31 protein-coding genes, 1 tRNA gene and 1 pseudogene are annotated in these 24,993 nt (G+C 68.5%); 16 read left to right on the forward strand and 17 right to left on the reverse strand.

The genetic code is table 11. From position 1 onward, the window contains the following. Positions 1-89: 89 nt before the first annotated feature. Positions 90-428, forward strand: coding sequence for a helix-turn-helix domain-containing protein (locus tag CXY76_RS04095; RefSeq protein ID WP_233199558.1), 339 nt, complete (start codon positions 90-92; stop codon positions 426-428). Positions 429-448: 20 nt separating this feature from the next. Here CXY76_RS04095 and CXY76_RS04100 read toward each other — a convergent pair whose 3' ends face one another. The 3 genes from CXY76_RS04100 to CXY76_RS04110 all read right to left on the reverse strand — a co-directional run bounded on the left by CXY76_RS04100 (position 449) and on the right by CXY76_RS04110 (position 4,190). Then, positions 449-2,038 (reverse strand): carboxylesterase/lipase family protein, encoded by a 1,590-nt coding sequence (locus CXY76_RS04100; protein WP_104162981.1) that lies wholly within the window; start codon positions 2,036-2,038, stop codon positions 449-451. A gap of 47 nt (positions 2,039-2,085) precedes the next feature. Further along, positions 2,086-2,823: a flavodoxin family protein gene (locus tag CXY76_RS04105; RefSeq protein WP_104162982.1), complete on the reverse strand. Its 738-nt coding sequence runs from the start codon at positions 2,821-2,823 to the stop codon at positions 2,086-2,088. A gap of 164 nt (positions 2,824-2,987) precedes the next feature. Continuing rightward, positions 2,988-4,190: an MFS transporter gene (locus CXY76_RS04110; protein ID WP_104163015.1), complete on the reverse strand. Its 1,203-nt coding sequence runs from the start codon at positions 4,188-4,190 to the stop codon at positions 2,988-2,990. A gap of 130 nt (positions 4,191-4,320) precedes the next feature. Here CXY76_RS04110 and CXY76_RS04115 point away from each other — a divergent pair, with 130 nt between their 5' ends. From CXY76_RS04115 to CXY76_RS04125, 3 genes are all read left to right on the forward strand, one after another. Continuing rightward, positions 4,321-5,706: a DHA2 family efflux MFS transporter permease subunit gene (locus tag CXY76_RS04115; protein ID WP_104162983.1), complete on the forward strand. Its 1,386-nt coding sequence runs from the start codon at positions 4,321-4,323 to the stop codon at positions 5,704-5,706. 2 nt (positions 5,707-5,708) lie between these two features. After that, positions 5,709-6,116: an MmcQ/YjbR family DNA-binding protein gene (locus CXY76_RS04120; protein ID WP_104162984.1), complete on the forward strand. Its 408-nt coding sequence runs from the start codon at positions 5,709-5,711 to the stop codon at positions 6,114-6,116. A 52-nt stretch (positions 6,117-6,168) separates the two neighbouring features. Continuing rightward, a tRNA-Arg gene (locus CXY76_RS04125) sits at positions 6,169-6,241 on the forward strand. Positions 6,242-6,322: 81 nt separating this feature from the next. Here the strand turns inward: CXY76_RS04125 and CXY76_RS04130 are convergent. The 3 genes from CXY76_RS04130 to CXY76_RS04140 form a co-directional block, all read right to left on the reverse strand. Next, entirely contained in the window at positions 6,323-6,940 is a 618-nt protein-coding gene (locus tag CXY76_RS04130) for an NUDIX hydrolase (protein ID WP_104162985.1), read from the reverse strand. A gap of 93 nt (positions 6,941-7,033) precedes the next feature. After that, complete coding sequence (locus CXY76_RS04135; RefSeq protein WP_104162986.1) at positions 7,034-7,219, reverse strand: DUF1918 domain-containing protein; 186 nt, start codon at positions 7,217-7,219, stop codon at positions 7,034-7,036. A 235-nt stretch (positions 7,220-7,454) separates the two neighbouring features. Continuing rightward, positions 7,455-7,901 carry a MarR family winged helix-turn-helix transcriptional regulator gene (locus tag CXY76_RS04140; protein WP_104162987.1) on the reverse strand — a complete coding sequence of 149 codons (447 nt, stop codon included), beginning with the start codon at positions 7,899-7,901 and terminating at the stop codon, positions 7,455-7,457. 130 nt (positions 7,902-8,031) lie between these two features. On the opposite strand from CXY76_RS04140, the gene CXY76_RS04145 reads away from it, so the two are divergent. Further along, positions 8,032-8,973 (forward strand): diacylglycerol kinase family protein, encoded by a 942-nt coding sequence (locus CXY76_RS04145; protein WP_104162988.1) that lies wholly within the window; start codon positions 8,032-8,034, stop codon positions 8,971-8,973. 11 nt (positions 8,974-8,984) lie between these two features. Here CXY76_RS04145 and CXY76_RS04150 read toward each other — a convergent pair whose 3' ends face one another. The 3 genes from CXY76_RS04150 to CXY76_RS04155 are packed head-to-tail and all read right to left on the reverse strand — an operon-like array spanning position 8,985 to position 11,243. Then, positions 8,985-9,719, reverse strand: a complete 735-nt coding sequence (locus tag CXY76_RS04150; protein WP_158253833.1) for an ABC transporter permease — start codon at positions 9,717-9,719, stop codon at positions 8,985-8,987. Positions 9,720-9,735: 16 nt separating this feature from the next. After that, positions 9,736-10,539: a hypothetical protein gene (locus CXY76_RS19355; RefSeq protein WP_158253834.1), complete on the reverse strand. Its 804-nt coding sequence runs from the start codon at positions 10,537-10,539 to the stop codon at positions 9,736-9,738. After that, positions 10,536-11,243, reverse strand: coding sequence for an ABC transporter ATP-binding protein (locus CXY76_RS04155; protein ID WP_104162990.1), 708 nt, complete (start codon positions 11,241-11,243; stop codon positions 10,536-10,538). The genes CXY76_RS19355 and CXY76_RS04155 overlap by 4 nt, the downstream gene beginning before the upstream one ends. Before the next feature lie 161 nt (positions 11,244-11,404). Here CXY76_RS04155 and CXY76_RS04160 point away from each other — a divergent pair, with 161 nt between their 5' ends. The 3 genes and pseudogenes from CXY76_RS04160 to CXY76_RS19630 all read left to right on the forward strand — a co-directional run. After that, on the forward strand, positions 11,405-12,265 hold the full coding sequence (locus tag CXY76_RS04160) for a sensor histidine kinase (RefSeq protein ID WP_104162991.1): 861 nt from the start codon (positions 11,405-11,407) through the stop codon (positions 12,263-12,265). After that, positions 12,262-12,954, forward strand: a complete 693-nt coding sequence (locus CXY76_RS04165; protein WP_104162992.1) for a response regulator transcription factor — start codon at positions 12,262-12,264, stop codon at positions 12,952-12,954. The genes CXY76_RS04160 and CXY76_RS04165 overlap by 4 nt, the downstream gene beginning before the upstream one ends. Positions 12,955-13,225: 271 nt before the next feature. Further along, positions 13,226-13,588: pseudogene (locus CXY76_RS19630) on the forward strand (DedA family protein); the annotation flags it as partial. A gap of 143 nt (positions 13,589-13,731) precedes the next feature. On the opposite strand, the gene CXY76_RS04175 reads toward CXY76_RS19630, so the two are convergent. Next, the gene (locus tag CXY76_RS04175) at positions 13,732-14,133 is read right to left on the reverse strand and encodes a RidA family protein (RefSeq protein WP_104162993.1); all 402 of its coding nucleotides are present in this window, start codon (positions 14,131-14,133) and stop codon (positions 13,732-13,734) included. A 335-nt stretch (positions 14,134-14,468) separates the two neighbouring features. Here CXY76_RS04175 and CXY76_RS04180 point away from each other — a divergent pair, with 335 nt between their 5' ends. After that, on the forward strand, positions 14,469-14,741 hold the full coding sequence (locus CXY76_RS04180; RefSeq protein WP_104162994.1) for a hypothetical protein: 273 nt from the start codon (positions 14,469-14,471) through the stop codon (positions 14,739-14,741). Here the strand turns inward: CXY76_RS04180 and CXY76_RS04185 are convergent. Together CXY76_RS04185 and upp are read right to left on the reverse strand one after the other, a co-directional pair. Then, on the reverse strand, positions 14,738-15,448 hold the full coding sequence (locus tag CXY76_RS04185) for a winged helix-turn-helix domain-containing protein (protein ID WP_104162995.1): 711 nt from the start codon (positions 15,446-15,448) through the stop codon (positions 14,738-14,740). The two genes, CXY76_RS04180 and CXY76_RS04185, sit on opposite strands and share 4 nt — an antisense overlap. Positions 15,449-16,023: 575 nt before the next feature. Continuing rightward, positions 16,024-16,656, reverse strand: coding sequence for a uracil phosphoribosyltransferase (upp, locus tag CXY76_RS04190; protein ID WP_104162996.1), 633 nt, complete (start codon positions 16,654-16,656; stop codon positions 16,024-16,026). Between the two features lie 62 nt (positions 16,657-16,718). Here upp and tadA point away from each other — a divergent pair, with 62 nt between their 5' ends. Then, positions 16,719-17,213 (forward strand): tRNA adenosine(34) deaminase TadA, encoded by a 495-nt coding sequence (gene tadA / locus CXY76_RS04195; protein WP_255408457.1) that lies wholly within the window; start codon positions 16,719-16,721, stop codon positions 17,211-17,213. Here tadA and CXY76_RS04200 read toward each other — a convergent pair. Then, positions 17,155-17,898: a glutamine amidotransferase gene (locus tag CXY76_RS04200; RefSeq protein WP_104162997.1), complete on the reverse strand. Its 744-nt coding sequence runs from the start codon at positions 17,896-17,898 to the stop codon at positions 17,155-17,157. The two genes, tadA and CXY76_RS04200, sit on opposite strands and share 59 nt — an antisense overlap. Beyond that, positions 17,895-18,857: a cation diffusion facilitator family transporter gene (locus tag CXY76_RS04205; RefSeq protein ID WP_104163017.1), complete on the reverse strand. Its 963-nt coding sequence runs from the start codon at positions 18,855-18,857 to the stop codon at positions 17,895-17,897. The genes CXY76_RS04200 and CXY76_RS04205 overlap by 4 nt, the downstream gene beginning before the upstream one ends. Positions 18,858-18,934: 77 nt before the next feature. Between CXY76_RS04205 and proC the strand changes: the two genes are divergently transcribed. Next, a complete protein-coding gene (gene proC / locus CXY76_RS04210; RefSeq protein ID WP_104162998.1) occupies positions 18,935-19,783 on the forward strand; it encodes a pyrroline-5-carboxylate reductase in 849 nt (282 codons plus the stop codon). A 530-nt stretch (positions 19,784-20,313) separates the two neighbouring features. Here proC and CXY76_RS04215 read toward each other — a convergent pair. Next, on the reverse strand, positions 20,314-20,985 hold the full coding sequence (locus tag CXY76_RS04215) for a TrkA family potassium uptake protein (RefSeq protein ID WP_104162999.1): 672 nt from the start codon (positions 20,983-20,985) through the stop codon (positions 20,314-20,316). Further along, entirely contained in the window at positions 20,978-22,420 is a 1,443-nt protein-coding gene (locus CXY76_RS04220; RefSeq protein ID WP_369826065.1) for a TrkH family potassium uptake protein, read from the reverse strand. Before CXY76_RS04220 ends, CXY76_RS04215 begins: the two co-directional genes overlap by 8 nt. 76 nt (positions 22,421-22,496) lie before the next feature. On the opposite strand from CXY76_RS04220, the gene CXY76_RS04225 reads away from it, so the two are divergent. The 3 genes from CXY76_RS04225 (at position 22,497) to CXY76_RS04235 (ending at position 23,412) form a co-directional block, all read left to right on the forward strand. Continuing rightward, the gene (locus CXY76_RS04225; RefSeq protein WP_104163001.1) at positions 22,497-22,955 is read left to right on the forward strand and encodes a helix-turn-helix transcriptional regulator; all 459 of its coding nucleotides are present in this window, start codon (positions 22,497-22,499) and stop codon (positions 22,953-22,955) included. A gap of 64 nt (positions 22,956-23,019) precedes the next feature. Beyond that, complete coding sequence (locus CXY76_RS04230) at positions 23,020-23,226, forward strand: helix-turn-helix domain-containing protein (protein WP_104163002.1); 207 nt, start codon at positions 23,020-23,022, stop codon at positions 23,224-23,226. 87 nt (positions 23,227-23,313) lie between these two features. After that, positions 23,314-23,412 (forward strand): 30S ribosomal protein bS22, encoded by a 99-nt coding sequence (locus CXY76_RS04235; protein ID WP_003792170.1) that lies wholly within the window; start codon positions 23,314-23,316, stop codon positions 23,410-23,412. A gap of 42 nt (positions 23,413-23,454) precedes the next feature. Here the strand turns inward: CXY76_RS04235 and CXY76_RS04240 are convergent, their stop codons facing one another. After that, on the reverse strand, positions 23,455-24,174 hold the full coding sequence (locus CXY76_RS04240; RefSeq protein ID WP_104163003.1) for an HAD family phosphatase: 720 nt from the start codon (positions 24,172-24,174) through the stop codon (positions 23,455-23,457). 51 nt (positions 24,175-24,225) lie between these two features. Here CXY76_RS04240 and CXY76_RS04245 point away from each other — a divergent pair, with 51 nt between their 5' ends. Then, the gene (locus tag CXY76_RS04245; RefSeq protein WP_104163004.1) at positions 24,226-24,495 is read left to right on the forward strand and encodes a glutaredoxin family protein; all 270 of its coding nucleotides are present in this window, start codon (positions 24,226-24,228) and stop codon (positions 24,493-24,495) included. Beyond that, positions 24,492-24,791 (forward strand): Dabb family protein, encoded by a 300-nt coding sequence (locus tag CXY76_RS04250; protein WP_104163005.1) that lies wholly within the window; start codon positions 24,492-24,494, stop codon positions 24,789-24,791. Before CXY76_RS04245 ends, CXY76_RS04250 begins: the two co-directional genes overlap by 4 nt. The last annotated feature ends 202 nt before the right edge of the window (positions 24,792-24,993 follow it).

Consider the following 24,993-nt stretch of genomic DNA (forward strand, 5'->3'; position numbering starts at 1 on the left):
GCAGACCCGACGTTCCGCCCACCGCGCACGGTGCCGTGCGGGACCGTCTCTCCCTGCTGGTCGGCGACCCCGTACCCACCGGGTCTGAGATGCCGGCGGCGAACGTGTTCGCGGCGGGCTGCGCCAGCCGGGTGGTGCTCGACCACGTCACCAGCAAATGGGGCGTGCTGGTGATCGTGGCTCTCACCGAAACCAGCCTGCGCTGGGGCGAACTGCGCCGCGGCATCGAGGGCATCAGCGAGAAGATGCTCGCGCAAACCCTGCGCACCCTCGAGGCGGATGGTCTCGTGCACCGCGACGCGCAGCCCACCATCCCGCCCCGGGTGGATTACAGCCTCACCGACCGTGGCCACGAGCTCGCCGGACATCTCCTGCCGCTGGTGCGCTGGGTGGGCGTGAACGCCGGTGACATCGTGGGCGGCAACTGAGCCGGCCGGGTCGTTCTCGGTTACAGGTTGGGCAGGAACTGCAACCAGGCCACCCGGCGCTCGCCGCGGGGGTCGGATTCCACTCGGTCCTCTTCGTCGAAGATCAGGGTCAGGCGATCCCCCTCGGTGTAGATCGGCCAGCCCGGCCCGGTGAGGCCGGTGGCCGCAAAGCGCAGCCAGTGCGCGCGCATCCGGTCGCCGGTGCGCAGAAAACTCTCCCGGCCTCCCAGGGCCGTGAGTCTGCGCAGCTGGCGGTCGGTGCCCGACGTGGACAGTGCGAGCAATTCGAGCCCGTGGGTGGCGTCGTAGCCGAGGAGGCGCAGCAGCCGGGGGGCCAGGTCGAAGCGGTAGAGGTAAACCGGTGCCGACCGGGAGTGCAGCTCCGCGACCAGCACGCTGGGAAACCAGAACGCATAGTCGCCGCCGAAGTCCGCTTCGGCGCGCAGGGCTGGCAGGGCGGAGTACACCGCTCGCATGTCCTGGTGTGAGCCGGGCGGGGCCTCGTCGAAGAGCGACTGGATGCGCAGGATCGACCGCGGCAGGATGTCGAGCCGGCCGCGGAACATCGAGCCCTCCCTGTCGTTGGTGCCGATGATCAGCGGCACCGGATGGGCGTGGCCCTGCCGGAAGGCGTCGAGCGGGCGTTCGGGCAGGAAATTCCCATCGACGACGGGTGCCATGCAAAAGGTGCCGGGGTCGACGTCCGGGGTGCGGCGTTGCAGCACGAGGGCGGCACGGACCAGGGCGGGCCACGTGGCGGTGTCGAGCAGTTCGGCAGCGGGGCGCCGCCCGCCGGCCAGCTCCGGCGCGCGGCCCTGCCGCAGCACCTCAATGAATTCGGCGGCCCAGCGGCCGGCCAGGGCGGGAGAGTACGCCGCGTTCGACGGCGGGCTCTGGGCGATCGCCCGGGCGAACAGGCCACGGGCGGCCGGTGTGGTGAGCAGCGTCACCACGGCATTGCCGCCGGCGGACTCGCCGATCACGGTGACGTTGCCGGGGTCGCCGCCGAACGCCCGGATGTTATCCCGCACCCATTCCAGGGCGGCGACCTGGTCGCGCAACCCGAGATTGCTCTCAAAGGTGCGGGTGCGGGTGCTGAACCGGCTGAAGTCGAGGTAGCCGAGGGCGCCTAGCCGGTAGTTGAGGGCGACGTAGACCGTGCGGCCGCTCCGCACGATCGTCTGGCTGCGCTCCGTGAAGTCCTGCGAGGACCCGGCGCTGTAGCCGCCGCCGTGGATGAAGACCATCACCGGCAGGTCGGTTTCGTCCGGCCGGTCGGTGGGCCGCTGCACGTTCAGGGTGAGACAGTCCTCGCCCATCTGGGTGCGGCGGCTGACGCCCTTGAACTGGGTGCCCCGGTCTTGCGGGGCGACCGGGCCGTATCTGCTGGCGTCGCGGACTCCCGTCCACGGGATCACCCGCTGTGGTGCGCGGAACCGCAGCGGCCCGACCGGTGGGGCCGCGTAGGGGACTCCGCGCCATGTCTGCACACCTGCGGCGGGTCGGCTGCCGCGCACCAAGCCGCCGGTGACGCGCACCTCCAGGGGCCAGGGCTGGGGTGCGGATGCTGCCTGGTGGGCCGGGGCGTTGTCCGGCAGAGGGCGGAACATTGTGTATCCCTCCTGCCCCGGTTCGCGTGTTCGGGGCCTGTCGTCTCCTAGCGGTACTCCGGATTCGGTTCGAACCCGAAGCGTTCGCCGGCGTCCCACTCCTGGCGCAGGTTGCCGTAGGCGGGGATGCCGCGGTTGGCCTTGAGGATCGCGGCCAGGTGCATCAGGTTCCAGGTCATGAACGTGGTGTTGCGGTTGGTGAACTCGTTGTCGGGGCCGCCGGAGCCCGCGTCCAGATAGCTTGGGCCTGGGCCGATCTCGCCGATCCAGCCGGCATCCGCTGCGGGCGGGATCGTGTAGCCGATGTGCTGCAGGCTGTAGAGGATGTTGGACGAGCAGTGCTTCACGCCGTCTTCGTTGCCGGTGATGATGGCGCCACCCACCTTGCCGTAGTAGATGTACTGGCCCTTGTCGTTGTACTCGCCCGACATCGCGTAGAGCCGTTCGATGACCCGTTTGGTGACCGAGCTGTTGTCGCCGAGCCAGATCGGCCCGCCGAGCACCAGGATGTCGGCGGCCGCGACCTTGTCGAACAGCGCCGGCCAGGCATCCGTCGCCCAGCCGTGCTCGGTCATGTCGGGGTAGACGCCGGTGGCGATGTCGTGATCGATGGCGCGGATGACCTCGACGTGCACACCCTGCTCGCGCATGAGGTGTGCGCTGAGGGAAATGATGCCCTGGGTGTTGCTGATCTCCGGGCTGCGTTTGAGGGTGCAGTTGAGGAACAGGGCGCGGAGGCCCTGGTATTCGAACGAGGCCTGCGTGTTTCTGATCGTGTGCACCATGGGGGCAGTCAAGCACCGGCACCCGGCAGCGTCTAGGCCGGTGCGGCTGTCGCACCCGGAGCGTTCAATCCGTTCAATTGCGGACATCCCACCTTCGTTTCGTCAACGAAGGGGGGATGTCCGCAAACGAAACGATTCAGCGCTGGATGCGGCGGCCCCGGAGGTTAGGGCGCGGACACCGGCGCGGCGACGCGCGACGGGCGCGGCGCGAACCGCCGGGCCAGGAACAGCACCGGGATGAGCAGCGCCATCGGCAGCAGGAACGCCTGGGCGAGCCCGGTGGACTCGGCGAGCAGGCCCACCAGCACGGCACCGAGCACGGCCCCGGCGTAGTTGAACAGGTTCACCCTGGCGATCACCTCGTCGCTGCGGGCCTCGTGCAGCTCGCCCGCTGCGCTGAACGCCAGCGGCACCAGGGCACCGACCCCGAAGCCGGCCAGGGCGAAGCCGGCCACGGCGGCCCAGGTGACGGGCACCGTTGCCACGATCAGGCAGCCCAGGATCGCCAACACGGTGGTGCAGACGGCAAGAACCACGCGGCCGAACCGGCGCACCAGAACGTCGGCGCCGATGCGGGTGACCAGGATGGCGGCCTGGTAGGCGGCGTAGCCGAGCGGGGCGATGGCCGCGCCGGTGAGCAGCACGTCGTGCAGGTACACGGTGCTCCAGGTGCTCACGGCGGAGTCCACCACGAAGGCGGCCAGCACCACGGTGCCGAACACCACAATGCCGCGGCGCGGCAGCTTGCCGTGCGGTGCCGCATCCGGGGCCGGCGGCAGCTTCGTGCGCCGCGGGTCGAAGCCGCGCACACCCACGATGGCAACGCCGAGGGCGACGACGGCGCCGGCGACGAGCGCGATGCCGGCATTGGCCGCGGTGCCGGCCACGGCCGACATCAACAGGGCGCCGGCGATGGCGGCGCCGGTGTACCAGGCGAAGAAGCCGGCCATCACGGAGACGCCGACCCGCTGCTGCACGAGCACGCCCTCCATGGCGCCGGCGGCGTCGACGATGCCCAGGCCCGCGCCGTAGATCGCGAACGCGGCGATGAAGGCAGGCAAGCCCACCGGGGAGGCGATCAGCGGCAGGGCCACGGCCTCGAGAAGCAGCCCCACCACCAGGGCCACCCTGCTTCCCCACCGCACCGCGAGGCGATCGGCCAGCAGCGAACCACCGGCCGCTGCGAGGCAGACCAGCAGCACGATGAGCGACACCACGGTGTCATCGACGCCGTGCCGGGTCTTCAGATTGGGCAGTGAGGTGACGACCACCGCATAGCCGAAGCCCTGCGCGGCGTAGCTGGCGCTCACCGCCACCCGGGAACGACGGATGCCGGCCACGGGGCGAATCGTCGTCGGTGCGCTCATACGGTCGGCTCCAGATCGTCGGCGGTGCAACAGGGCGGTGTCCCGGAGGCTATCAGTGTGCAGCAACGTTCGGCGGTTGCGGTGCTGAACCCGCTGGACCACCACGACCGCGGTGGTGTTGACTGATCGGGTGACTCCCAGCCAGCGGCGCATCCTGATTGTGGCCATCCTGTCGTCGTTCGTGGCGTTCCTGGACGGCTCGATCATCAACGTCGCCCTGCCGGCCATCTCCCGGGAACTCGGCGGTGGCCTGCCGCTTCAGCAGTGGGTGGTCGACGGTTACCTGCTCAGCCTGGGCGCGCTGATCCTGGTGGCCGGGTCGCTCTCCGACACCTTCGGCCGGGTGCGGGTGCTGCGCGCCGGCCTGATCTGGTTCGGGATCACCTCGCTGGCCTGCGGATTCGCACCAACCGGCGAGATCCTCGTCATCGCCCGGCTGCTTCAGGGAGTAGCGGCGGCGCTGTTGGTGCCGAGCTCGCTGGCCCTGATCACCTCCACGTTCAGCGGCGCCTCGCAGGGCAAGGCCATCGGCGCGTGGACCGGCTGGACCGGCGTGGCCGGCATCGCCGGTCCCCTGCTCGGCGGCATCCTGGTGGACTCGGTGAGCTGGCGGCTGGTCTTCTTCATCAACGTCATCCCGATCGCGGTCACGATGTTCCTGCTGCGCCGCGTGCAGGAGCCGACCCGGCCGGTCGCCGGCGCCCGCGTCGACGTGCTCGGCGCCTGCCTGGCCGTGGTGGGGCTGGGCGGACCGGTCTTCGCCCTGATCGAACAGGGCCGGTTCGGCTGGGGCAGCCCCGTCGTCTACCTCCCGATGACGATCGGCCTGATCGCGTTCGCCGCCTTCCTCTGGTGGGAGGCGCGGGCTCCGCAGCCGATGATGCCGCTGGGTCTCTTCCGGGTGCGCAACTTCGCCGTGGGCAACATCGCCACTGTCGGGATCTACGCCGCGCTGAACCTGGGCTTCTTCCTCTTCGCGCTCTACCTGCAGGAGGTCGGCGGCTTCTCCGCTACCCTCGCCGGGCTCGCCGGCATCCCGGCCACTGTGATGATGCTGATCTTCGCCACCCTCTTCGGCACCCTGGCCGGCAAGTACGGTCCGCGGCTGTTCATGACGGTCGGCCCGTTCGTGGCCGGCGCCGGCTTCCTGCTGGTGACCACGGCGGTGCCGCCGGTCAACTTCGCCCTGCAGGTGCTGCCGGGAATCGTCCTGGTGGGCCTCGGCCTGGCGATCACGGTGGCGCCGCTCACCTCGGCCGTGCTCGGCTCGATCCAGTCCAGCCAGGCGGGCATCGGTTCGGCGATCAACAATGCCGTGGCGCGCGTCGCCGGCCTCGTCGCCATTGCCCTGACCGGCACTATCGTCGGGTCCGCCCTGGATGTCGCCGGCTTCCAGCGCGCGATGGTGGTGGTGGCCGCGCTGATGTTCGCGGGCGGCATCGTTTCCTGGCTGGGCATCCGCACGGCCGTGCCCACAGCGGATGCGCCGGTCACGGCCGTCGGGGAGCCCCGGTAGCCATGGAGCACCCGCTGCTCTTCGACGAACCGGATGCCGCACTGGAACGCCTGCGCGCCCTGTGCCTGGCCTTCCCCGAGGCCGTCGAGGTGCTCGCCTGGGGGCGGCCCACCTTCCGCGCCGGCAAGAAGATCTTCGTCACCGCCGGTTCGAGCATGGACCGGCCGCACAGCATAGTTTTCAAGCCCGACCCCGAGGAGCGGCGGGCCCTCGTGCAGGATGCGCGCTTCTTCATCCCGCCGTATTTCGGCCCGGCCGGCTGGCTCGCCATCGACTTCGATACGCCCCGGACCGACTGGGTGGAGCTGGCCGAACTGGTGGAGACGTCGTACCGACAGGTCGCGCTCAAGCGCCAACTGGCGCAATTAGACCTCTGGAGGGCCCCAGGCGCACCAGAGGGCTCAAAATAACTGTTATAGTTTCTAAGTTGTCTTCGAGGGTTTCGGTCCCGAATTCATCACTGCGCCCGTAGCTCAACGGATAGAGCATCTGACTACGGATCAGAAGGTTGGGGGTTCGAATCCCTTCGGGCGCACAGGTTGAAAGCGGTTCACTTCGGTGGGCCGCTTTCGTCGTTTCCGGGGTCGGTCTGCTGACCGACGTGTGCCGTCGTGGCTTACAGAGTCGCCGGCGCCACTGACATCGGCGGTCGCTGCTGATGGTCGAGCTCGGCGAGCACCCCGGCCAGACGTCGTGCGAACAGCGGCGGCACGTTCTCCGGCAGCGCATCCACCGGCCACCACGCGACATCGTCGCTTTCATCGCTCGCCACCGGTGCGGACTCGGGCCTGGCGATCGCCGCGAAGCCGACGTCCCAGTGCGTGCGGCAGCTGAACCCGCCGCCGAGGGCGTGCCGGTCCAGGTCCAGGATGCCGCCGCCGACCGGCACGAGGTCGTCGATGCCGCATTCCTCGCGGGCCTCCCGGAACGCAGTGTCGACAACGGAGCCGTCGGCCGGCTCGACGTGACCGCCCAGTTGCACCCAGAACCGGCCCTTCTTGTGGAAGCAGAGCAGCACCTGTGCCAGGTTCGGAGTGAAGACGAAACAGCTCCCGGTCACGTGCTCGGGTCCGCCGTGGCGTGACATCGCCGCCCGCGGGGAGCCGAGGATGAACCCGAGGTAGTCGTCGCGCAGCACGGCCTGCCCGGGTGCGAGCGGCAGCCAGGCCCGGAGTCGGTCGACGAGGTCGTCGGCGCGCGGGTCAAGGGAGGAGCGGAGGTCGGGTGTGGGCATACCTGAGGGTAGCCGCCGGCAACTGTTGCCCGTGCTGACAATTGCGCCCGGTACGCGGGGCGCAGAAGTCCGATGCGGCAACAGTTGCGCCGGTCAGCGGGCGTGCTCGACGAGGAAGTCGGTGCCGGGGAAGACCAGGGTCTCGTGGCCGTCGTCGAAGGACACCAGGTACGGCGGTTCGCCCTCGGGCCCCCGCACCTCGCGAATCGTGCCGTGCCGGTCGGGCGTTGAATCGGTCTTGCCTCGGATGATGATCCGGTCGTTCTCTGCTGCGCGCATAACGCACCTCCTGTCGGGCAGATTACGCTCGCGGTCCCCGCCTGCACAGGTGCCCGGCGAGTATTCCCACAGACCGCACCGAACCAGAAACTGAGCTAACCTTAGTTTCGTTGTGCGCGACACGGATTCTCGGCCAGGCAGCGTTCGGGTCGTCTGGCCGAGATGGCAGTCCTGCAAGGGAGTGCCACGGCGGGGTGAGGGGTAGGGCCCTCACCTCGCCGCCACCCGCGGCGGCTCAGGCCGGCTGATCCGGTCCCAGCCGCAGCCGGTCGCACAGGGCGGTGAGCTGCAGGAGTTCCTCGTCGCTCAGGCTGTCGCCCACCCGCGTCGTGATCGAGCCCATGTGGTCCACCGCCACCCGTCTGAACAGCGCGAAGCCGGCATCCGTCAGCTGGACGATGGCGCCGCGACCGTCGTCGGGGTCGGCGTGCTTGAGCACGTAGCCCCTGGACGCCAGGCGGTCCACCAGCCGGCTCACGCTGGGCTGGGTGAGCAGCACGTGCTTGTTCAGCTCCCGCAACCGGATGCTGCGTTCGGGTTGGCGGGACAGGTTGAACATCACGTCGTACTCGTTGAAGGAGATCTCGCGGGACGGGAAGTCCTCGGCCAGGCTGCGCATGATGGCCACCTGGGCGCGAAACAGCGACTCCCACGCGCCGACGGCTATCGCACGATCGACCATGTTGCCTCCTCACCGTGCCCCCAGGCATCCCCTGATCAACAATATGGGATCGCCGTGGCGTCCCGCGGCAGCCTAGCCCGGTCGAGGGGGCATAACCGCCTATGCGGCGGGACCGTTCTATAGTGCGCGTATGGATGCCTCGCGAAGTCGAACCCCGTCCGTCGCCATCATCATCAATCCGAGCAAGTTTCCGGACTATGCGGGAACGATGGCCCAGGTGGGGGCCGCCGCGAGCCGTTTCGGCTGGGGTGACCCGCTCTGGTTTGAGACGAGCCGGGACGATTCGGGCGTCGCGGCGGCCCGGGCGGCTTTGGCGCGCGCGCCGGATCTGGTCTGCGTCATGGGCGGCGACGGCACGGTGCGGGCCGTGGCCGGTGTGCTGCGGGGAACCTCGGTGCCGTGCGGGCTGCTTCCCGGCGGAACGGGGAACCTGCTCGCCCGAAACCTGGGCATCCCCGTGGATTCCCCCGACGACGCACTGGAGATCGCGTTCCTGGGCCAGAACCACGCCATCGACGTGGGACTGGCGACCTTCGACGATGGCGAAGAGCGGGTGTTCGTGGTGATGGGCGGTGTGGGCCTGGACGCCGACATCATGGCGCAGACCGACGACGGCCTCAAGAAGAAGGTGGGCTGGGGCGCCTACGTCGTCGCCGGCGGGGCGACGATGTTCCGCGAGGGGTTCGGGGTGACCCTGTCGGTCGACGGTGAGGAGCACACGAGCCATGAGTGCCTCATGGTGCTGGCCTGCAACTGCAGCTCGGTGGTGGCGAACATCGAACTCGCCACCGGCGCCAAGCTCGACGACGCACGACTGGACCTGGTGGTGCTGCGACCCAATGTGGTTGCGGGTTGGTTGGGTGTGGCGGTCGAGGTCGCCGCGCACATCCGCAACGGGGCGGCATCGCTGCGCCAATGGTCGGGCGGCGACTTCGGGTTCCAGCTCGACCGCCCGGTGCTCGCCGAGATCGACGGTGACCCGGTCGGTGAAACCCGTGCCGGCCGGTTCAGCGTCGACCCTGGGGCACTGGTTGTGCGTCTGCCCGTTCCCGCCAGGCTCGGCCTGCACTGAACGGCTCCGGATCAGGCGTCCCGACGGTCGAAGAGCACGAACGCGGGTGCCAGGAGCAGGATGACCCAGGCGACCATCACGACACCGCCGGGGAGCGGCTCCAGCAGCCCCATTCCCGGGTACCGCGAGATGAGTTGCAGCCCCGCGAGGTCGGGGGCGAACCTCAGCCAGGGGAGCAGCCCGACCAGCGCCACCCCGAGCCCCAGGACCAGGGGGATCAGGACGATCACCGGAAGCAGGATGGACCGGGCGAGAACCGTCAGTGCGGCCGAGATGAGACTGATGCAGGTCCAGTTCAGGCCGACCATGAGCAGGTTCAGCGTCATCGCCGGGGTGAACCCCAGCTCGGCGGCGCCCGCGCCCCCGGCCGAGACCTGACGCGCGGCGACGGCGAACCCGACGGCGACGACCGCCAGCAGGAAGGCGAGGGCGGCGACGACGATCACCTTCGCGCCCAGGAGCCGCAGCCGGTTGGGGACGGCCAGCTGGGAACTGCGAAGCAGGCCGTTCCGGTACTCGCTGCCGACGATGAGCGCAGCAAGCAGGATGACGAGCGGTTGGCCGAACCCGGCGACCTCGAAGCCGCCCATGTCGACGCCGGCCGCGGCCGGTGAGAGGGAGGAAGCCAGATTCAGCCCCATCGCGAAAGACAGTGCCGGCGGCAGCACGAGCGCGGCGCCGATCGTCAACAGGGCGGCGGGGAGCGTGCGGATCTTCGTCAGCTCCGCGGCGATCGCTCGATACATGAGTGCTCCGCGCCGGCTACGCATCACGGCGCCGGAACACGATCCCGGCCAGGACAACGGCGACACCGGCCCAGGCGACCAGCACGATCGCGCCGGCCGCGGCAGCGAGGTGGGTGCCGTCCGCCGGCGTGTACAGGCTGGCGCCGGCGGCCGGCGGCACGAATCGTGCGGGCGCCCACAGGGTGATGAGAAAGTCGCCGAGGCCCACCGACAGCGGCACGATGACGACGAGCGGCAGGATCGCATTGCGGGCGAGCACGCCGATCGCGAACGCCAGCAGGGCCAGGACCGTCCAGGTCAGTGCGACGCCGCCGATGTTTCGCCACACGAGCGGCGGAAAGGCCAGCGGTGCCAGGCCTTGGTCGCCGAGCGCGAGGTGCCGGAGCACGGTACCGCCGCCCATCGCCACGATGGCGGTCACCGCGACCACCACAGCGAGGACCGCTGCCCTGGTGGCAAAGAGACGGAGCCGGTGAGGGTCGGCGATGAGGGAGCTGCGGAGCAGCCCATTGCGGTACTCGCTACCCGCGTACAGTGCTCCGAGCGCGATCATCAGGATGAGCCCGATGTTCATCATGTCGAACCCCTGGTACTCCACAGGCAGCGGTTGCGCGGAGTAGAGCTGCGGGTTGGTCGCTGAAGTTGCCCCGGCCAGGTCTCCACCGGTCGCCGCCACCTCCGACAGGCCCGCCAGGTAGGTCAACGACCCGGTGAGGGCGATGGTCAGCACGGGCAGCAGCCACAGTGCCGTGGTCGTGGCGAACTTGACCACCTCGACGCCGACCCGATGCGCGGCCGCACTCAGGAGAAGGCCGTTCACGGGAGGAGACCGGGGTCGGTCAGGGCGAAGAATGCGTGCTCCAGGGAGGGCCGGCTGCCGCGCACGGCGGCGACGCTCCCGGTTGCAACGATGCTCCCGCCGTTGATGACCACCACATCGTCCGCGAGGTCGGCCATCTCCGTGATGAGGTGGCTGGACACCAGAACTGTGTGCCCGGCGTCGGCCTGGCCTCTCAGGAACGACCGCAGCCACCGCAGCCCGTCGGGGTCGAGGCCGTTCGTGGGCTCGTCGAGCACCAGGGTTGCCGGTGATCCGAGCAGAGCAGACGCGATCCCCAACCGCTGCCCCATTCCGAGCGAGAACGTGCCGACCTTGTCTTTCGCGTGGTGCTCGAGCCCCACGGTCGCGAGCACCTCCGACACCCGGCTCAGCGCGATGCCGTTGCTCGTGCACATCCACCGGAGATGATCCCGTGCGGAGCGCCCCGCACTGGCACCCGGGCCGTCGAACATCGCGCCGACCGTCCTCATCGGGCGGCTGAGGTCGCGATAGCGTTTCCCGTCGATCAGCGCGAGACCGGATGCGGCTCGGTCCAGACCGAGCAGGATTCTCAACGCCGAGCTCTTCCCGGCGCCGTTCGGGCCGAGGAACGCGGTGACCCGTGCGGGCTGGGCCTGGAAGCTGATGCCGTGAAGCACCTCCCGTCGGCCATGCGATTTGCGGATGTGCTCGATGCTGATCATGCCTGCCTCTCTGCCCGGGGAACGGCCGGTCCCTCCAGTGAAATGGTCCTCAACGCTGCACGCATCCGACCGAGGGCGGCGCTGTGCGACTGCCGGCGGCCCCAGGGCTGTCAGACCTGGGTCCGATGCCCCCGGCTCGGCCGCTCAGTAGACTCGGGCGCATGACACTGGGGGAGCGTCCGGCACGACGATCCCGGGCGGCCCCGCTCGCGATCGCCGCATTGACAGCCGTGCTCCTCGTCGCCGCCACCTTCGGTGTGACGGGAGCGCTCGCGGTCAGCCTCCCGATCGGGATCATCGCCGCCACCGCGACGATTGTGGTGTGGGCACTGGTCACCCTTCGCGCCGAGCGCGACGCCCATGAGGCCGCGCTCGCCGAGTGGGCGGCGTCGGGCGCGGTGGCGGCCGAACGCCTCCAGATCGCGCGTGACCTGCACGACATCGTCTCGCACGGGCTGGGCCTGATCACCGTTCGCGCGGCCACCGCCAGGCACCTCGACGACCACAGTGAGGGCCATGCCGCCCTGCTGCAGGCGCTGGGGGACATCGAGTCGGCCAGCCGGGAAGCGACGGTGGAATTGCGCCGCATGCTCGGGGTGCTGCGCCGCACCGACGACCCCGCGCCGCGGCTGCCGGTGGAGAGCCTCGAATCCCTGGCCGGGCTCATCGCCGGAGCGACCCGAAACGGCCTGGCCGTCGAGCTCGACCGTGGGGACCTCGGCGACGTGTCGCCGGGAGTGCAGCTCGCGATCACCGTCATCGTGCGGGAGGCACTCGCCAACACCCTCCGGCACTCCGGTCCGACGGCTGTCCGGGTTCGGCTCGTCCGCAGCGGATCCGTCATCACGCTGACGGTGACCGATGCGGGGTCCGCGCCAGGATGGCTCGCTGTCCAGGGTGCCGGCCAGGGGCTCGTCGGTCTCCGGGAACGCACCCAGAGCCTCGGCGGCACTTTGGTCGCCGAACCACGCGGGCGCGGATTCCGGCTCGAGGCCCGGCTGCCCGACCGGGAAGAACCATGACCGCGCCCGCCCGGCCCGTCAGGGTGGTCCTGGTCGACGACCAGCTGCTTCTGCGCCGGAGCCTGGCCCTGGTCATTAACGCCGCGGAAGGGCTCCTGGTCGTCGGCGAGGCGGCTGACGGGTTCGAGGCCGTCGAGGTCGCCGTCGCCACCGTCCCCGACGTGATCCTCATGGACGTGCGCATGCCCCGGCTGGACGGCATCGAGGCCACCAGACGAATCTGCTCGAACCCCGCTCTCCGCGGCGCCAGGGTGCTGATGCTGAGCATGTTCGAGCTCGACGAGTACGTGTTAGACGCGTTGCGGGCCGGAGCGAGCGGCTTTGTGCTCAAGGACAGTAGGCCGGGCGACCTCATCGACGCCATTCTGCGCACCAGCACGGGCGAGGCGCTTTTCGCCCCGTCCGTTCTCACCCGACTCGTGGAGCACTATGTGAACCGCGCCCCCGGAGCCGCGGGAGCAGTGGCCAGGCATGGAGCGGCAGCCACACTCACCGACCGAGAGGTCGAAGTCCTGGGGTTGATCGGTCGGGGTCTCTCCAACGACCAGCTGGCCGTGCACCTGACGATTTCGATCAAGACGGTGAAATCACATATCTCGCACCTGCTGAGCAAACTGGCCGCGCGGGACCGCGCGCAGCTGGTCATCGCCGCCTACGACACCGGGCTCGTGCTGCCGAGGAGGCTCTAGACGGCGCCCTGCAGCCGTCTCCCTCGGGCGGGGGCATGGTGGGGTTAGCCCGCCTGCGAGTACGGGAGCCAGCTCGATGGTGCGTGCCGGTGCGCCTCCGTAGCGTCGGAGACAACGAAGTCCCGCCTCACCGCTATCGCCTGGGGTGGCCTTCCCGGCAGATCGGATCCTCGTGGAGGCGCTCAACGAGCTCATAGTGTCCTGGGCGGCATCCCCCTTCGTGCTCGTCGTCGTTCTGCTCCTCGTGGCCCTCGACGGGTTCTTTCCGCCCATGCCCAGTGAATCCGTCGTGGTGGCCGTCGCCGCGATCGGGGTTGCCACCGGGACCCCGAATCCCTGGGTGGTGTTGCTTGTGGCGGCCATCGGCTCGTTCGTCGGTGACAACCTTGCCTTCTCCCTCGGCCGCAGGGTCGACCTCGATCGTTTCCGCTGGACACGCGGCCCGAGGGCGGCCAGGCTGCTCGAACGTGCTCGCGGCGCCCTCGACCGGCGTGCGGCATCCGTCATCCTCACGGCCCGATTCGTGCCGGTCGGGCGCGTCGCGGTCAATGTCATGGCCGGCTCGACCGGCTTTCCCCGACGCCGTTTCGTGCCGCTCAGCGCCGTGTCAGGGGCGGCATGGGCCGGTTACTCGGTTCTCGTCGGCGTCTTCGCCGGCGCCTGGCTACGGGACCAACCCGTTCTGGGCGCTGTGCTCGCGGTTGCGGTCGCGCTCGCCGGAGGCGTGATCATCGATCTGGTCGTCAGAAGGACCCGTCGACGTCACGACAGCCGGTCCTACGACGGCAGCACCGCCGCGATCGCACCCACCTCGATGAGGGCGCCAGGCACTCCGAGCCCCGCCACCAATGCCGCGGTCACCAGCGGTGGGGCACCCGGCCCCGCGAGCCGCGGCGCGATGGCGCCGTAGGCGGCGCCGAGGTCGGCATCCGCGGCGATGAACACCGTCCACTGCACGACGTCGGCGAGGGATGCGCCGGCGGCTTCAAGCGCGACAGCCACGTTCTCGACCGCCCGGCTGGATTGCTCGGCGACGTCGGTCGAGACGACAGCGCCGGTTTCGTCAACGCCGTTCTGGCCTCCGACATAGATGGTGGTGGCGCCGGCGGGAACTATCGCGACGTGACTGAACGCCGGGCTCACGACGAGTCCGGCGGGTTGCAAGCGGATGATGTCCACGGTGTCTCCTTCGTCTCGGGCTCCGCAGCGAGCAATCGGCGCCCGCTTCCTGGACGACACGCTACGCCGATATCGGGCCGGAGAGCGCGGAATCGGCCAGCGCGCCACGAGCGCCTAGCGCCGCCGAAAGGAACGCTGGGTGAACTCGCAGGAAAATAACGATTGGATAACTGGCGCTCCGTTACCTCTTCGTTATATATTCGTAGTGCGTCAACCGTTTGCTGTGGCGGAAGACGCGAATGTGATTGCAGGACACTCTTGGTGCAAGGGAAGAGGGTCGGTCGTTTGCCTCTACGACCGGCCCTCAATCACGTTAACGGCCGGTAGGCGCGCCCGTGCCTGAGGCAGCCGTCCCGTTGGTCGAGCTTGTCGAGACCGCGCGAGACGACCTCGTGGGCGTGACGATCCCGTTGGTCGAGCTTGTCGAGACCGCGCGAGACGGCCTCGTGGGCGTGACGATCCCGTTGGTCGAGCTTGTCGAGACCGCGCGAGACGGCCTCGTGGGCGTGACGATCCCGTTGGTCGAGCTTGTCGAGACCCCGCGAGACGACCTCGTGGGCGTGACGATCCCGTTGGTCGAGCTTGTCGAGACCCAGCGAGACGGCTAGAAGCGGTCGGGGCTGGGCGTGCTGGCCTGGCGGATCGACACGTCGGCGTGACGGTCGAAGCGGTAACCCACACCGCGCACCGTGCGCACGATGTCCTCGTAGCGGCCCAGCTTGGCGCGCAGGCGACGCACGTGCACGTCGATGGTGCGCTCGTTCGGCGCATCCTCTTCGCTGTCGGCGTCCCACAGCTTGGCGATGAGCTCGGCGCGCTCGATGGTGCGGCCCTCGCGCAGCACCAGGTACTGCAGCAGCTCGAACTCCTTGTAGGTGAGCGCGGCGGTCTCGTTGTCGAGGATCACGCGCTTACGGGAGATGTCAACGACCACGCCGCCGGGCGCCCGGTCGGCGTCGTCGGTGGTGGTGCGGCGCTTGGCGAGGGCGGCCGGGTCCTGCAGGGCCAGGCGCACGACATCCACGTCCCGGCCGCCGACGCCGTCGGGTGCCAGGGCCACGGCGGCGTGAGTCTCGGAGGAGGGGGCGATCGCCTGGGTCAGCTTCTTGAGCTCCTCGACGATGCGGTGCAGGCTCGTGCCCGCCGCGGCGGCCTTGGCCTCGTCGATGCCGACGTAGAGCACGAAGCCGCGGGCCTGGCTGCCGTCCGGCACGGCGCGGATGCGCGGGGCGGTCGGTGCGGGCGCCGGGGCCAGGGTGAGCTCGGGGCGGTAGGACTGGACGGAGCGGGCTGAGTCGATGTGTGCGAGTGACATGATCGGAATCCTTGGGGGTGATGATGCGCAGAGAACCCGGCGCATTGCGCTCATGGGTTCGAGAAAGGGCGGCCGTAGCGGCCGGTGGAGCGGGCGGCCTCGGTAGCGAGGGCCCTGGAGTCGGTCTGCCGCGGTGGCGGCGTCCTCAGCGGCTGCGGATCAGCGGGTGAGGGGCGAGCGACTCGGCGCGAATGCCTGTCTGGTCTAGCGGCACATTCGGCAACACGCCATAACACTGCCGGGCATCATCATGCCGGCAGTCCCCAAAGCCTCGGCGGAGGTCGGGATGCGTGTGGTGGAAGTCATGAATGCGAGTAAAGCCGACTGTGACGAGTTGTGTCAATTCAGTGACGGCGGAAGGCGCTGGGTGGCCTGCACCACGTTCACGGGGAATGTGCGAGATCGTAGGATCTCGCACAAATCGGGGATCCATCAAAGAAATCCACCGCGAAACGAACTATTTCAAAGTTTTGTGAATCTAACTGCGGTCGGCGCGTCGCACGTCGCAGGATCTGCGTGTTGCGGGCGCGCCGAATGTGACGACGCCCGCAGCCGGTTGACTAGACCGGGCCGGATCAGACCAGGCCGTACAGCCTGTCGCCGGCGTCGCCGAGGCCGGGCACGATGTAGCCGTGCTCGTCGAGGCGTTCGTCGACGGCGCCCAGAACGATGGTGACCTCACGGCCGGCCAGAGCGGCCTCGACGGCGGCGAGGCCCTCGGGGGCGGCCAGGATGCAGATGGCGGTGACATCGACGGCGCCGCGGTCGAAGAGGAACTCGATGGCCGCGATCAGCGAGCCGCCGGTGGCCAGCATCGGGTCGAGCACAAAACACTGACGGTCGGACAGGTCGTCCGGCAGGCGCTCCGCATAGGTGGTCGGCTGCAGGGTCTCTTCATTGCGGGCCATGCCCAGGAAGCCGACCTCGGCGGTGGGGAGGAGCTTGACCATGCCCTCGAGCATGCCCAGGCCCGCGCGGAGGATCGGCACCACGAGCGGCTTCGGGTCGCTGATCTTCAGGCCCTTGGCGAGTGATACCGGCGTCTGCACGGTGACTTCCTCGACGCGAACGCCGCGAGTACCCTCGTAGGCCAGCAGCGTCATCAGCTCTTCCACCAGGGCCCGGAACATCGGTGACGAGGTGCTCTGATCACGCAGCACGGTGAGCTTGTGGGTGATGAGCGGATGGTCGGCTACGTGGACTCGCATAGGCTCAATCTACTAGCTCACACGGGCATCCGGCTCTCGTGGGGTGGCCGGAGATGGGGTGCGTGGTGCGGCAGAGCGACGAACACGCGGCCTGGATGCGGCTGGCCTTGCACGAGGCGCACGGTGCCCTGGCCAGCGGCGACGTTCCGGTCGGCGCTGTCGTGCTCGACGCCGCCGGCCGCGTGATCGGTCGGGGGCGCAATGAGCGGGAGCTGCATCAGGACCCGACCCTGCACGCCGAGGTTGTCGCCATCCGTGAGGCGGCCGCCTCGACGGGGGACTGGCACCTGACCGGCTGCACCCTGGTGGTGACCCTGGAGCCCTGCGTGATGTGCGCCGGCGCGATAGTGGCCGCCCGCATCCCCCTCGTGGTCTTCGGGGCCTGGGACGAGAAGGCCGGCGCCGCCGGCTCGCTCTACGACGTGCTGCGGGACCGTCGGCTCAACCACCGGGTGGAGGTGGTGTCTGGCGTGGACGAGGCCGAATGCGGCCGTCTGCTCACTGAGTTCTTCGAGGACCCGCTGCGCCGTCCGGCAGGGCCGACAGCCACTCGCTGAAGAGGGCACGGGACGCGTGCTGCATCGCGTCGGAGTGCCGGGCCCGTTCCTGCCGCAGGGCGTCGGGCTCCAGGCCCTCCGCGCGGACCTCGGCCTCGGAGGAGCTCAGCCAGGCCTCGTGCATCTCAGCGGTCACCTCGGGGTGGAATTGCACGGCCAGCGCCCAGTCCTCGATGGCGAACGCCTCGTTGCCGTAGGCGGCGGACCCGGCCAGCCGGGTGGTGCCCGCCGGCAGATCGAAGGTGTCGCTGTGCCACTGCATCATCGGGATGCCGGCGACATGGCGCAGCGGCCCGTCCTGACCGGCGGCGGTGGGCTCGACCAGGCGATAGCCGATTTCATTGCTCGGTCCCCGGTACACCGTGGAGCCCAGGGCGCTGGCCATCAGCTGGGCGCCCAGACACACGCCGAAGACGGGCCGGCGGGCCTCCAGCCGGCCGGCGAGCAGAGCGATCTCGTCGGCGAGCACCGGAAAACGGTCGGACTCATAGGCGCCCATCTCGCCGCCGAGCACCACGAGCAGGTCGGCCTCGGCCGGGTCGATACCCCGCACGCCGTCCGCGCCGAGGGTGTCGACGTAACGAACCGTGTACCCGTGCTCGAGGAGCACCTGCTCCAGGTTGCCGAGGTGGATCTCGTCGGCGTGCCGCAGCACGACGGCGACACGGCTTACCCGGTCACTCATTCACGGCCCTTGATGAAGATCGCATCCGTGGGCGGGTTGACCGTGGCCGGGTCGATGTAGACGTCGGGCTCCAGGTAAACCACCCTGGCGCTCGGCACGGCCGCGCGGATGCGGCCCTCGATGGTGTCGATGCCGGCGGCGACGTCGGAGAAGCGCTGGCTCGAATCGAAGGACAGCTTGGCGGCCACGAGGAGTTCGTCGGGACCGAGGTAAAGGGTCTTGAGGTGGATGAGGTGCTTGCTCTCCGGACCGGCGAGGATCGCGGCCCTGATGGCGTCGACATCCTTGACGTTGGCGCCCTCGCCCACCAGCAGGCTCTTGGTCTCGATGCCCAGCACGATGGCGACCAGCACGAGCAGCACGCCGATCCCGAGGGTGCCGATGGCGTCCCAGGTGGCATCCCCGGTGAGAACGGTCAGGCCGACGCCGCTCAACGCCAGCATCAGGCCGGTCAGTGCCGCGACGTCTTCGAGCAGCACCACGGGCAGTTCGGGGGCCTTGGAGTGGCGGATGAACTGCACCCAGCTCTCGCCCTTGCGGGTGTGGTTCGACTCCTTCACCGCGGTGCGCAGCGAGAACGACTCGAGGCCGATCGCGACCAGCAGCACCAGGATCGGCAGCCACGCGTTTTCGAGCTCGTGCGGGTTCTGCAGTTTCTCGATGCCCTCGTAGAGCGAGAACACGCCACCGACCGAGAACAGGATGATGGACACCACGAAGGCGTAGACATACCGTTCACGTCCGTAGCCGAACGGATGGTCGGTGTCGGCGGCCTTCTTCGACTTGCGGCCGCCGATCAGCAGCAGGATCTGGTTGCCGGAGTCCGCCAGCGAGTGCACGCCCTCGGCCAGCATCGAGGAGGACCCCGAGACGAACCACGCGATGAACTTGGTGACCGCGATGCCGAGATTGGCCAGCAGCGCCGCCACAATCGCCTTGTTTCCGCCTGATGCGCTCATGCCCATAATCCTAGAACCGTCGCTCCTCCCGAACGCTCAGATGCCCCGGGCCGCGCGCGAAAAACTACACTGGGGGGATGACTTCGACCGCACCCGTCACCCTGCCCGCCATCGCCTTCCTCGGAGCGGGATCGATGGCCAGGGCCGTCCTGGCCGGACTGCTCAAGCCCACCGTCACGGTGGACGGCGGCATCCGCACCACCAACCGGTCAACGGCCAAGGCCGACGAACTCGCCGGCACCGCCGGGGTGACCGCGTGGGCGACCGAGACCGAGCCGAACGCCAACCGTCTCGCGGTGAAGGGGGCCGGCATCGTCATCGTGGCCGTCAAGCCCGCGATGGTGCCCGACCTGCTCGCCGAGATCGCCGACAGCCTCGAGCCCGGCACCCTCGTCGTGAGTGTGGCCGCCGGTGTCACCATCGCCACCTTCGAGACGCACCTGCCCGAGGGGGTAGCCGTGATCCGGTCGATGCCGAACACCCCCGCCGTTGTGGGCCTGGCCGTCACCGGGCTGAGCGCCGGCACCCGCTCGACGGCGGTGCAGATGGAGCTGGCAAGCGCGCTGTTCGAGACCGTGGGTGAGGTTCTGGTGGTGCCAGAGGACAAGATCGACGCCCTGAGCACCATTTCGGGATCCGGCCCGGCCTACGTCTTCTACCTCATCGAACAGCTCACCCTGACGGCCATCGACAAGGGCTTCACCCCCGCAGAGGCCGCGACCATGGTCAACGGCACTTTCCTCGGCGCGAGCGCCCTGCTGGCCGTGTCAGACCTGACCCCCACCGAGTTGCGCCGACAGGTGACCAGCCCCAAGGGCACCACGGAGCGGGCGGTGCAACAGCTCGAGACCGGCGACATCAAGGGCCTGTTCGACCGGGCGACGGATGCCGCGCTCGCGCGGGCGCGGGAACTCGCCGCCTCCTAGCTCCGCGGCGCCCGCCTCGTTGGTCGAGCTTGTCGAGACCCAGTGAGGTGCCTGCGGGTCGCGCCCATCTCGCATCGCGGTGCCGGATTCGTGGCCTGTCTCACCTGGTTTCGACAGGCTCAACCAGCGGATGGGTCTCGTTGGTCGAGCTTGTCGAGACCCCGTGAGGTGCCTGCGGGCCGCGCCCATCTCGTTGGTCGAGCTTGTCGAGACCTCTTGAGGTGTTTGCGGGTCGCGCCCATCTCGCATCGCGGTGCCGGATTCGTGGGCCGTCTCACCTGGTTTCGACAGGCTCAACCAGCGGATGGGTCTCGTTGGTCGAGCTTGTCGAGACCTCTTGAGGTGTCTGCGGGCGGCGCCCATCTCGTTGGTCGAGCTTGTCGAGACCCCGTGAGGTGCCTGCGGGTCGTGCCCATCTCGCATCGCGGTGCCGGACTTATGGGCTGTCTCACCTGGTTTCGACAGGCTCAACCAGCGGCCGGGGCGCCTCACCTGGTTTCGACAGGCTCAACCAGCGGGCGGGCCACGGCTCAGGAGCCGAGGGCGGCGAACCTCTCGATGTCGCCCTCGGTGCCGGCGACGATGATGAGATCGTGGTCGGAGACCACGGTCTCAGCTGTGGCATAGGAGAACGGCCGGCCGGGGCTCTTCACGCCCACCACGGTCACGTGGTGCTTGGTGCGCACCCCGGACTCGGTGAGGTTCAGCCCGCGGATCGGCTTGGGCGGGTACATCTTCACCAGGGCGAAGTCGTCGTCGAACTCGATGAAGTCCAACATCCGCCCCGAGACCAGGTGGGCGACGCGCTCGCCGGAGTCGGCCTCGGGGTAGATCACGTGGTTGGCGCCGATGCGCTCGAGGATCTTGCCGTGAGTCTGCGAGATGGCCTTGGCCCAGATCTGCGGAATCTTGAGGTCGACGAGGTTGGCGACGATCAGCACGCTGGCCTCGACCGAAGATCCGACGGCGCAGACCGCCACCGAGAAATCCTGTGCGCCGATCTGGCGCAGCGCGTCGATCGACTTGGCGTCGGCTTGAACGGCGTGCGTGATGCGCTCCGACCACTTCTGCACCAGAGCCTCGCTGCTATCCACGGCGAGCACTTCGCGGCCCAGCCTGTCGAGCTTGCCCGCCGTCGCTGCGCCGAAACGGCCCAGGCCGATGATGAGCACGGGAGCGTTCTGCTTGATCCGGTCAACCAACTATCGGCCTTTCCTCGGGGCGTTTGAACAACTGTCTGCTCTGGCTCGCTGCCAGCGCCGCCGCGAGAGTCACTGTACCAACCCGGCCCATGAACATCGTCGCCGCCAGCACATATACCCCCTCCGGTGGGAGGTCGGCGGTGAGACCGGTCGACAGCCCGACGGTGGCGAACGCCGAGATCACGTCGAACAGCACCACATCCAGCGCGGCCTTGGATATGTGCAGGATCAGGATGGTGGACACCGCGACGGTGGTCGCTCCCCAGAGCACCACACTCACCGCCAGGCGCAGGATATCGCTGGGGATGCGGCGGCCGAATGCCTCCATCTGCTCCTTGCCCTGCGCCTCGGCGAAGGCGGCCAGGAACAGCACCGCGAGGGTGGTGACCTTGATGCCGCCGGCGGTGGAGGCCGAGCCGCCGCCGATGAACATCAGCATGTCGCTGAGCAGCAGGCTGGAGCCGTGCAGGTCGCTGATGTCGATGGTGGCGAAGCCGCCCGATCGAGTCATCACCGACATGAACAGGGACTGGAAGATCGTGTCGCCGGCGTTCAACGACCCGAAAGTCTTCGGGTTGTCGAACTCCAGAATGATGTAGAAGATCATGCCCAACAGCATCAGCAGTGTGGTCGTCCACAGTGTGAGCTTCACGTGCACGGACCAGCGGCGGGGTGTGCCCAGGCTACGGGCGAACGTCATGAGCACCGGGAAGCCCAGGCTCCCCAGGAAGACGCCGACCATGAGCGCGCCGAGGAACCAGTAGTCGTTGGCGAACTGGTCGATGCCCGCCGCGTTCGGGCTGAATCCGGTGTTGGTGAAGGCCATCGCGGCGTAGTAGATGCTCTGCCAGAGGGCTTCGCCGGTTGGCACGCCGTCGATCAGCATCCGCGGGAACAGCAGCAGGGTGACGGCCGCCTCGATAGCCAGGGTGCTGATGGCCACGGTGAGCAGCAGACTGCCGACCTCGCCAAGGCGCACGGCCTGGCCCTCGTTGACCGGGCCCATGTGGATGCGCGACGGGTTCGAGTCGCTGGCCGCCATGAGCTTCGCGCGGAGGCCCAGACGGCGGGAAATCACCAGGCCCATCAGGGAGGCCAGCGTCAGCACGCCGACGCCGCCGATGTTGACGCCGATGACCACCAGCGCGTTGCCGAACGGCGACCAGTGGGTGGCCATGTCGACAGTGCTGAGGCCGGTGACGCAGATCACCGACACGGCGGTGAAGACAGCGTCGTGGAGCGGGGTCTCGGTGTCGCCCGCGGAGGCGATCGGCAGGGAGAACAGCAGCGTGAAGAGCAGGATCAGGGAGGTGAAGACGAGCAGCGCGAACCTGGACGGGGACTTGCGCACCAGGCCGTCGACCGAGTCCCGGATGCGCCCATACCAAGTGTTCGAATGGTGCGTGAATCGCACATTGGGGGCCTGCGTTTTCACTCGAATCCCCGAACTGTACCGGGGGTCGCTGACAAGTTGTCATAGCACCCGCACCCGGAATGACTAGCCTTGGGGCATGGCAGACATCTTTGGCGTAGTGGCGGACTCGACCCGACGCGATATCTTACGCATTCTCCTCGAGCGCTACAACCAGTCCAGCGCAGCCCAGGGGGAGCTGAGTGTCTCCGACATCGTCAGTTCGCTCGGGTTGAGCCAGCCCACGGTGTCCAAGCACCTCAAGGTGCTGCGCGAGGCTGGGCTGGTCGGTGTGCGCGAAGAGGGCCAGCACCGCTACTACCACCTCGACTATGCCCCGCTCGAGGAGATCGAGGACTGGCTGATCCCGTTCCTCAGCATCGACGTGGATACCGTGCTCGCGGGTGCGGTCGATGACACCGAGGTCCTCAAGGATGAGCAGCGCGCCTTCGCGGCGGCGATCGGCAAGGCCTTCGCGGATACCTCCTTCCAGATGCAGCACGTGGTCAAGGACTCCGGGGTGAAGAAGAGCGTCAAGAAGTGGCGCAAAAGCGACTAGCGGCCGGCCGGGCTTCGCTTTACAGTGACGTGCACACTCACTAGTCCAAAGCAGGGAGCCGCCCATGTCACGCGAGCTTTCCGACCCGCGACTCGACGATCTGCGCTTCCTCACCGTCGCCGAGGTCGCCGAGGTGATGAGGGTGTCCAGGATGACCGTGTACCGCATGGTGCATGCCGGTGAGCTGCCCGCCGTCCGCTTCGGACGTTCATTTCGGGTGCCGGAATCGGCCGTCCTGAGGGCAATCCAACCCACTCTCGGAGGAAGTTAGTCGGACGGGACTTTCTTTATCCGTTAGAATGGGGTTTTCGTGTCGGTCGCGAATCCCGCGGCTAAACCAAATCTTTGTGAGGTCCGTGTGGGTTCTGTAATCAAGAAGCGACGCAAGCGTATGGCGAAGAAGAAGCACCGCAAGCTGCTTCGTAAGACTCGCCACCAGCGTCGTAATAAGAAGTAGACGGTCCCGATCGTTTACCTGAAAAAGCGCTAGGTCACTGACCTAGCGCTTTTTGCTTGCGTGTGCGGCCTTGATCTGTGCGATTTTCATGTGCATGATCGGCCAGCCGCGCGCCAGCGCGTACCGCCGTAGCGTGGTGTCCGGATTCACGGCGACGGGGTTGCCGACGAGTTCGAGCAACGGAATGTCGTTGTGCGAATCGGAGTACGCCCAGCAGAGCGCCAGGTCGATCCCGCGAGCCTCCGCGAGCCCACGAGCGACGACGGCCTTGCGGCTGCCGTGGCAGATGCCGTCGATGAGCTGACCCGTGAAGATGCCATCGACGGTGGCGAGTCTGGTGCCGAGCGCGCCGGTGAGGTCCAGGCGTTCCGCGATCACGTCGGCGACCTCCTGGGCCGTTGCGGTGACCAGCCACACCTCGCGACCCGCTCTGAGGTGGGCGTGTGCCACGGCGACGGTTTCCGGCCACAGCCGATGGATGAGCCGGCTGTCGAAGATGTCGTGGCTGAGGCCGACGAGCTCGTCCCGGGTGTGCCCGGTGATGATGTCCATGGCGCGCATCCGGAGGCGGGCGATATTGACCCCGTCTTCGCCCACCGCCAGGAACCGGGTCTGATTCCAGCCGAACGAGAGGATGTCGGCGAGCGAGATGAACCGCATCCGCCACGCACCGACGCCCAGGTGGTAGAGGCTCGCGCCACGCAACAGCGTGTTGTCCACGTCGAAGAACGCGATAGCGCGGGGACCGGATTCGTCGGACATTGGGCTTGAGTCTACTCAGGTGACCGCACCGCGGCGGCCTAGGCTGGGGGCATGTCCACCGCACACCTGACCCTGATCGGCAAGCCGGGGTGCCACCTCTGCGACGACGCTTTGGCCGTGGTCACCACGGTCCTTGCGGAGCTCGCGGCCGACCCCGGCTCGCCGGCCGTGGTGCTCGAGGAGAAATCAATCCTCGACGACCCCGAGCTGCACGAACTGTACGTCGACGAGATCCCGGTGCTGCTCATCAACGGTCTGGTGCACAACTACTGGCGAATCGACCCGGCGCGCCTGCACACCGCGCTCCTGAAGATCCGATGACCATTCTGCATATCGTGTCCTGGAAGCTGACCGCCACGGACCCCGCCGACAAGGCCGAGCACGCCGCCCAGATGGCGGCCCGACTCGGCGCCCTCGTCGGTGTGGTCGACGAGATCCGCTCGCTCCGCATCGGCCCCGACGTGGTCGGCGGCGCCAACTGGGACATCGCCCTGGTCGCCGAGTTCGACGACGAGGCGGCGCTGGGCCGCTACCAGGTGCATCCGGACCACGTGGCCGCGGGCGCCTACGTGCGCTCGGTCGTTGCAGAGCGGATGGCCGTCGACCTCCTCGTCTGACTGGCGCTCGCCCGCGCCTCCTCCCGACCCGTGCCCCGTGGCCCGTGGCCGCGAGAGCGGTGTTGTGGTTGCTTCAGCAGCGCTGAGGTGACCGTTGGGCCGCTCTCGTGAGGGGTGCCTGTCGCGAGAGCGGTGTTGTGGTTGCTTCACAGCGCTGTGGTGACCGTTGGGCCGCTTTCGCGAATCTGAGTGGATGCGGGGG

The sequence above is a fragment of the Cryobacterium sp. N22 genome (assembly GCF_002929555.1).
Lineage (GTDB): Bacteria > Actinomycetota > Actinomycetes > Actinomycetales > Microbacteriaceae > Cryobacterium.

Excerpts from the sequence above, each read along its gene's own strand:
- upp (WP_104162996.1), bottom strand. The coding sequence starts at position 16,656 with ATGCGAGTCCACGTAGCCGACCATCCGCTCATCACCCACAAGCTCACC.
- CXY76_RS04240 (WP_104163003.1), bottom strand. The coding sequence starts at position 24,174 with ATGTCCGACGAATCCGGTCCCCGCGCTATCGCGTTCTTCGACGTGGAC.
- CXY76_RS04160 (WP_104162991.1), top strand. The coding sequence starts at position 11,405 with ATGACACTGGGGGAGCGTCCGGCACGACGATCCCGGGCGGCCCCGCTC.
- CXY76_RS04135 (WP_104162986.1), bottom strand. The coding sequence starts at position 7,219 with ATGCGCGCAGCAGAGAACGACCGGATCATCATCCGAGGCAAGACCGAT.
- CXY76_RS04095 (WP_233199558.1), top strand. The coding sequence starts at position 90 with ATGCCGGCGGCGAACGTGTTCGCGGCGGGCTGCGCCAGCCGGGTGGTG.
- CXY76_RS04100 (WP_104162981.1), bottom strand. The coding sequence starts at position 2,038 with ATGTTCCGCCCTCTGCCGGACAACGCCCCGGCCCACCAGGCAGCATCC.
- CXY76_RS04105 (WP_104162982.1), bottom strand. The coding sequence starts at position 2,823 with ATGGTGCACACGATCAGAAACACGCAGGCCTCGTTCGAATACCAGGGC.
- proC (WP_104162998.1), top strand. The coding sequence starts at position 18,935 with ATGACTTCGACCGCACCCGTCACCCTGCCCGCCATCGCCTTCCTCGGA.
- CXY76_RS04165 (WP_104162992.1), top strand. The coding sequence starts at position 12,262 with ATGACCGCGCCCGCCCGGCCCGTCAGGGTGGTCCTGGTCGACGACCAG.
- CXY76_RS04230 (WP_104163002.1), top strand. The coding sequence starts at position 23,020 with ATGTCACGCGAGCTTTCCGACCCGCGACTCGACGATCTGCGCTTCCTC.
- CXY76_RS04120 (WP_104162984.1), top strand. The coding sequence starts at position 5,709 with ATGGAGCACCCGCTGCTCTTCGACGAACCGGATGCCGCACTGGAACGC.
- CXY76_RS04155 (WP_104162990.1), bottom strand. The coding sequence starts at position 11,243 with ATGATCAGCATCGAGCACATCCGCAAATCGCATGGCCGACGGGAGGTG.
- CXY76_RS04110 (WP_104163015.1), bottom strand. The coding sequence starts at position 4,190 with ATGAGCGCACCGACGACGATTCGCCCCGTGGCCGGCATCCGTCGTTCC.
- CXY76_RS04225 (WP_104163001.1), top strand. The coding sequence starts at position 22,497 with ATGGCAGACATCTTTGGCGTAGTGGCGGACTCGACCCGACGCGATATC.
- CXY76_RS04200 (WP_104162997.1), bottom strand. The coding sequence starts at position 17,898 with ATGAGTGACCGGGTAAGCCGTGTCGCCGTCGTGCTGCGGCACGCCGAC.
- CXY76_RS04245 (WP_104163004.1), top strand. The coding sequence starts at position 24,226 with ATGTCCACCGCACACCTGACCCTGATCGGCAAGCCGGGGTGCCACCTC.
- CXY76_RS04185 (WP_104162995.1), bottom strand. The coding sequence starts at position 15,448 with ATGTCACTCGCACACATCGACTCAGCCCGCTCCGTCCAGTCCTACCGC.
- CXY76_RS04150 (WP_158253833.1), bottom strand. The coding sequence starts at position 9,719 with ATGTATCGAGCGATCGCCGCGGAGCTGACGAAGATCCGCACGCTCCCC.
- CXY76_RS04145 (WP_104162988.1), top strand. The coding sequence starts at position 8,032 with ATGGATGCCTCGCGAAGTCGAACCCCGTCCGTCGCCATCATCATCAAT.
- CXY76_RS04130 (WP_104162985.1), bottom strand. The coding sequence starts at position 6,940 with ATGCCCACACCCGACCTCCGCTCCTCCCTTGACCCGCGCGCCGACGAC.
- CXY76_RS04205 (WP_104163017.1), bottom strand. The coding sequence starts at position 18,857 with ATGAGCGCATCAGGCGGAAACAAGGCGATTGTGGCGGCGCTGCTGGCC.
- CXY76_RS04140 (WP_104162987.1), bottom strand. The coding sequence starts at position 7,901 with ATGGTCGATCGTGCGATAGCCGTCGGCGCGTGGGAGTCGCTGTTTCGC.
- CXY76_RS04250 (WP_104163005.1), top strand. The coding sequence starts at position 24,492 with ATGACCATTCTGCATATCGTGTCCTGGAAGCTGACCGCCACGGACCCC.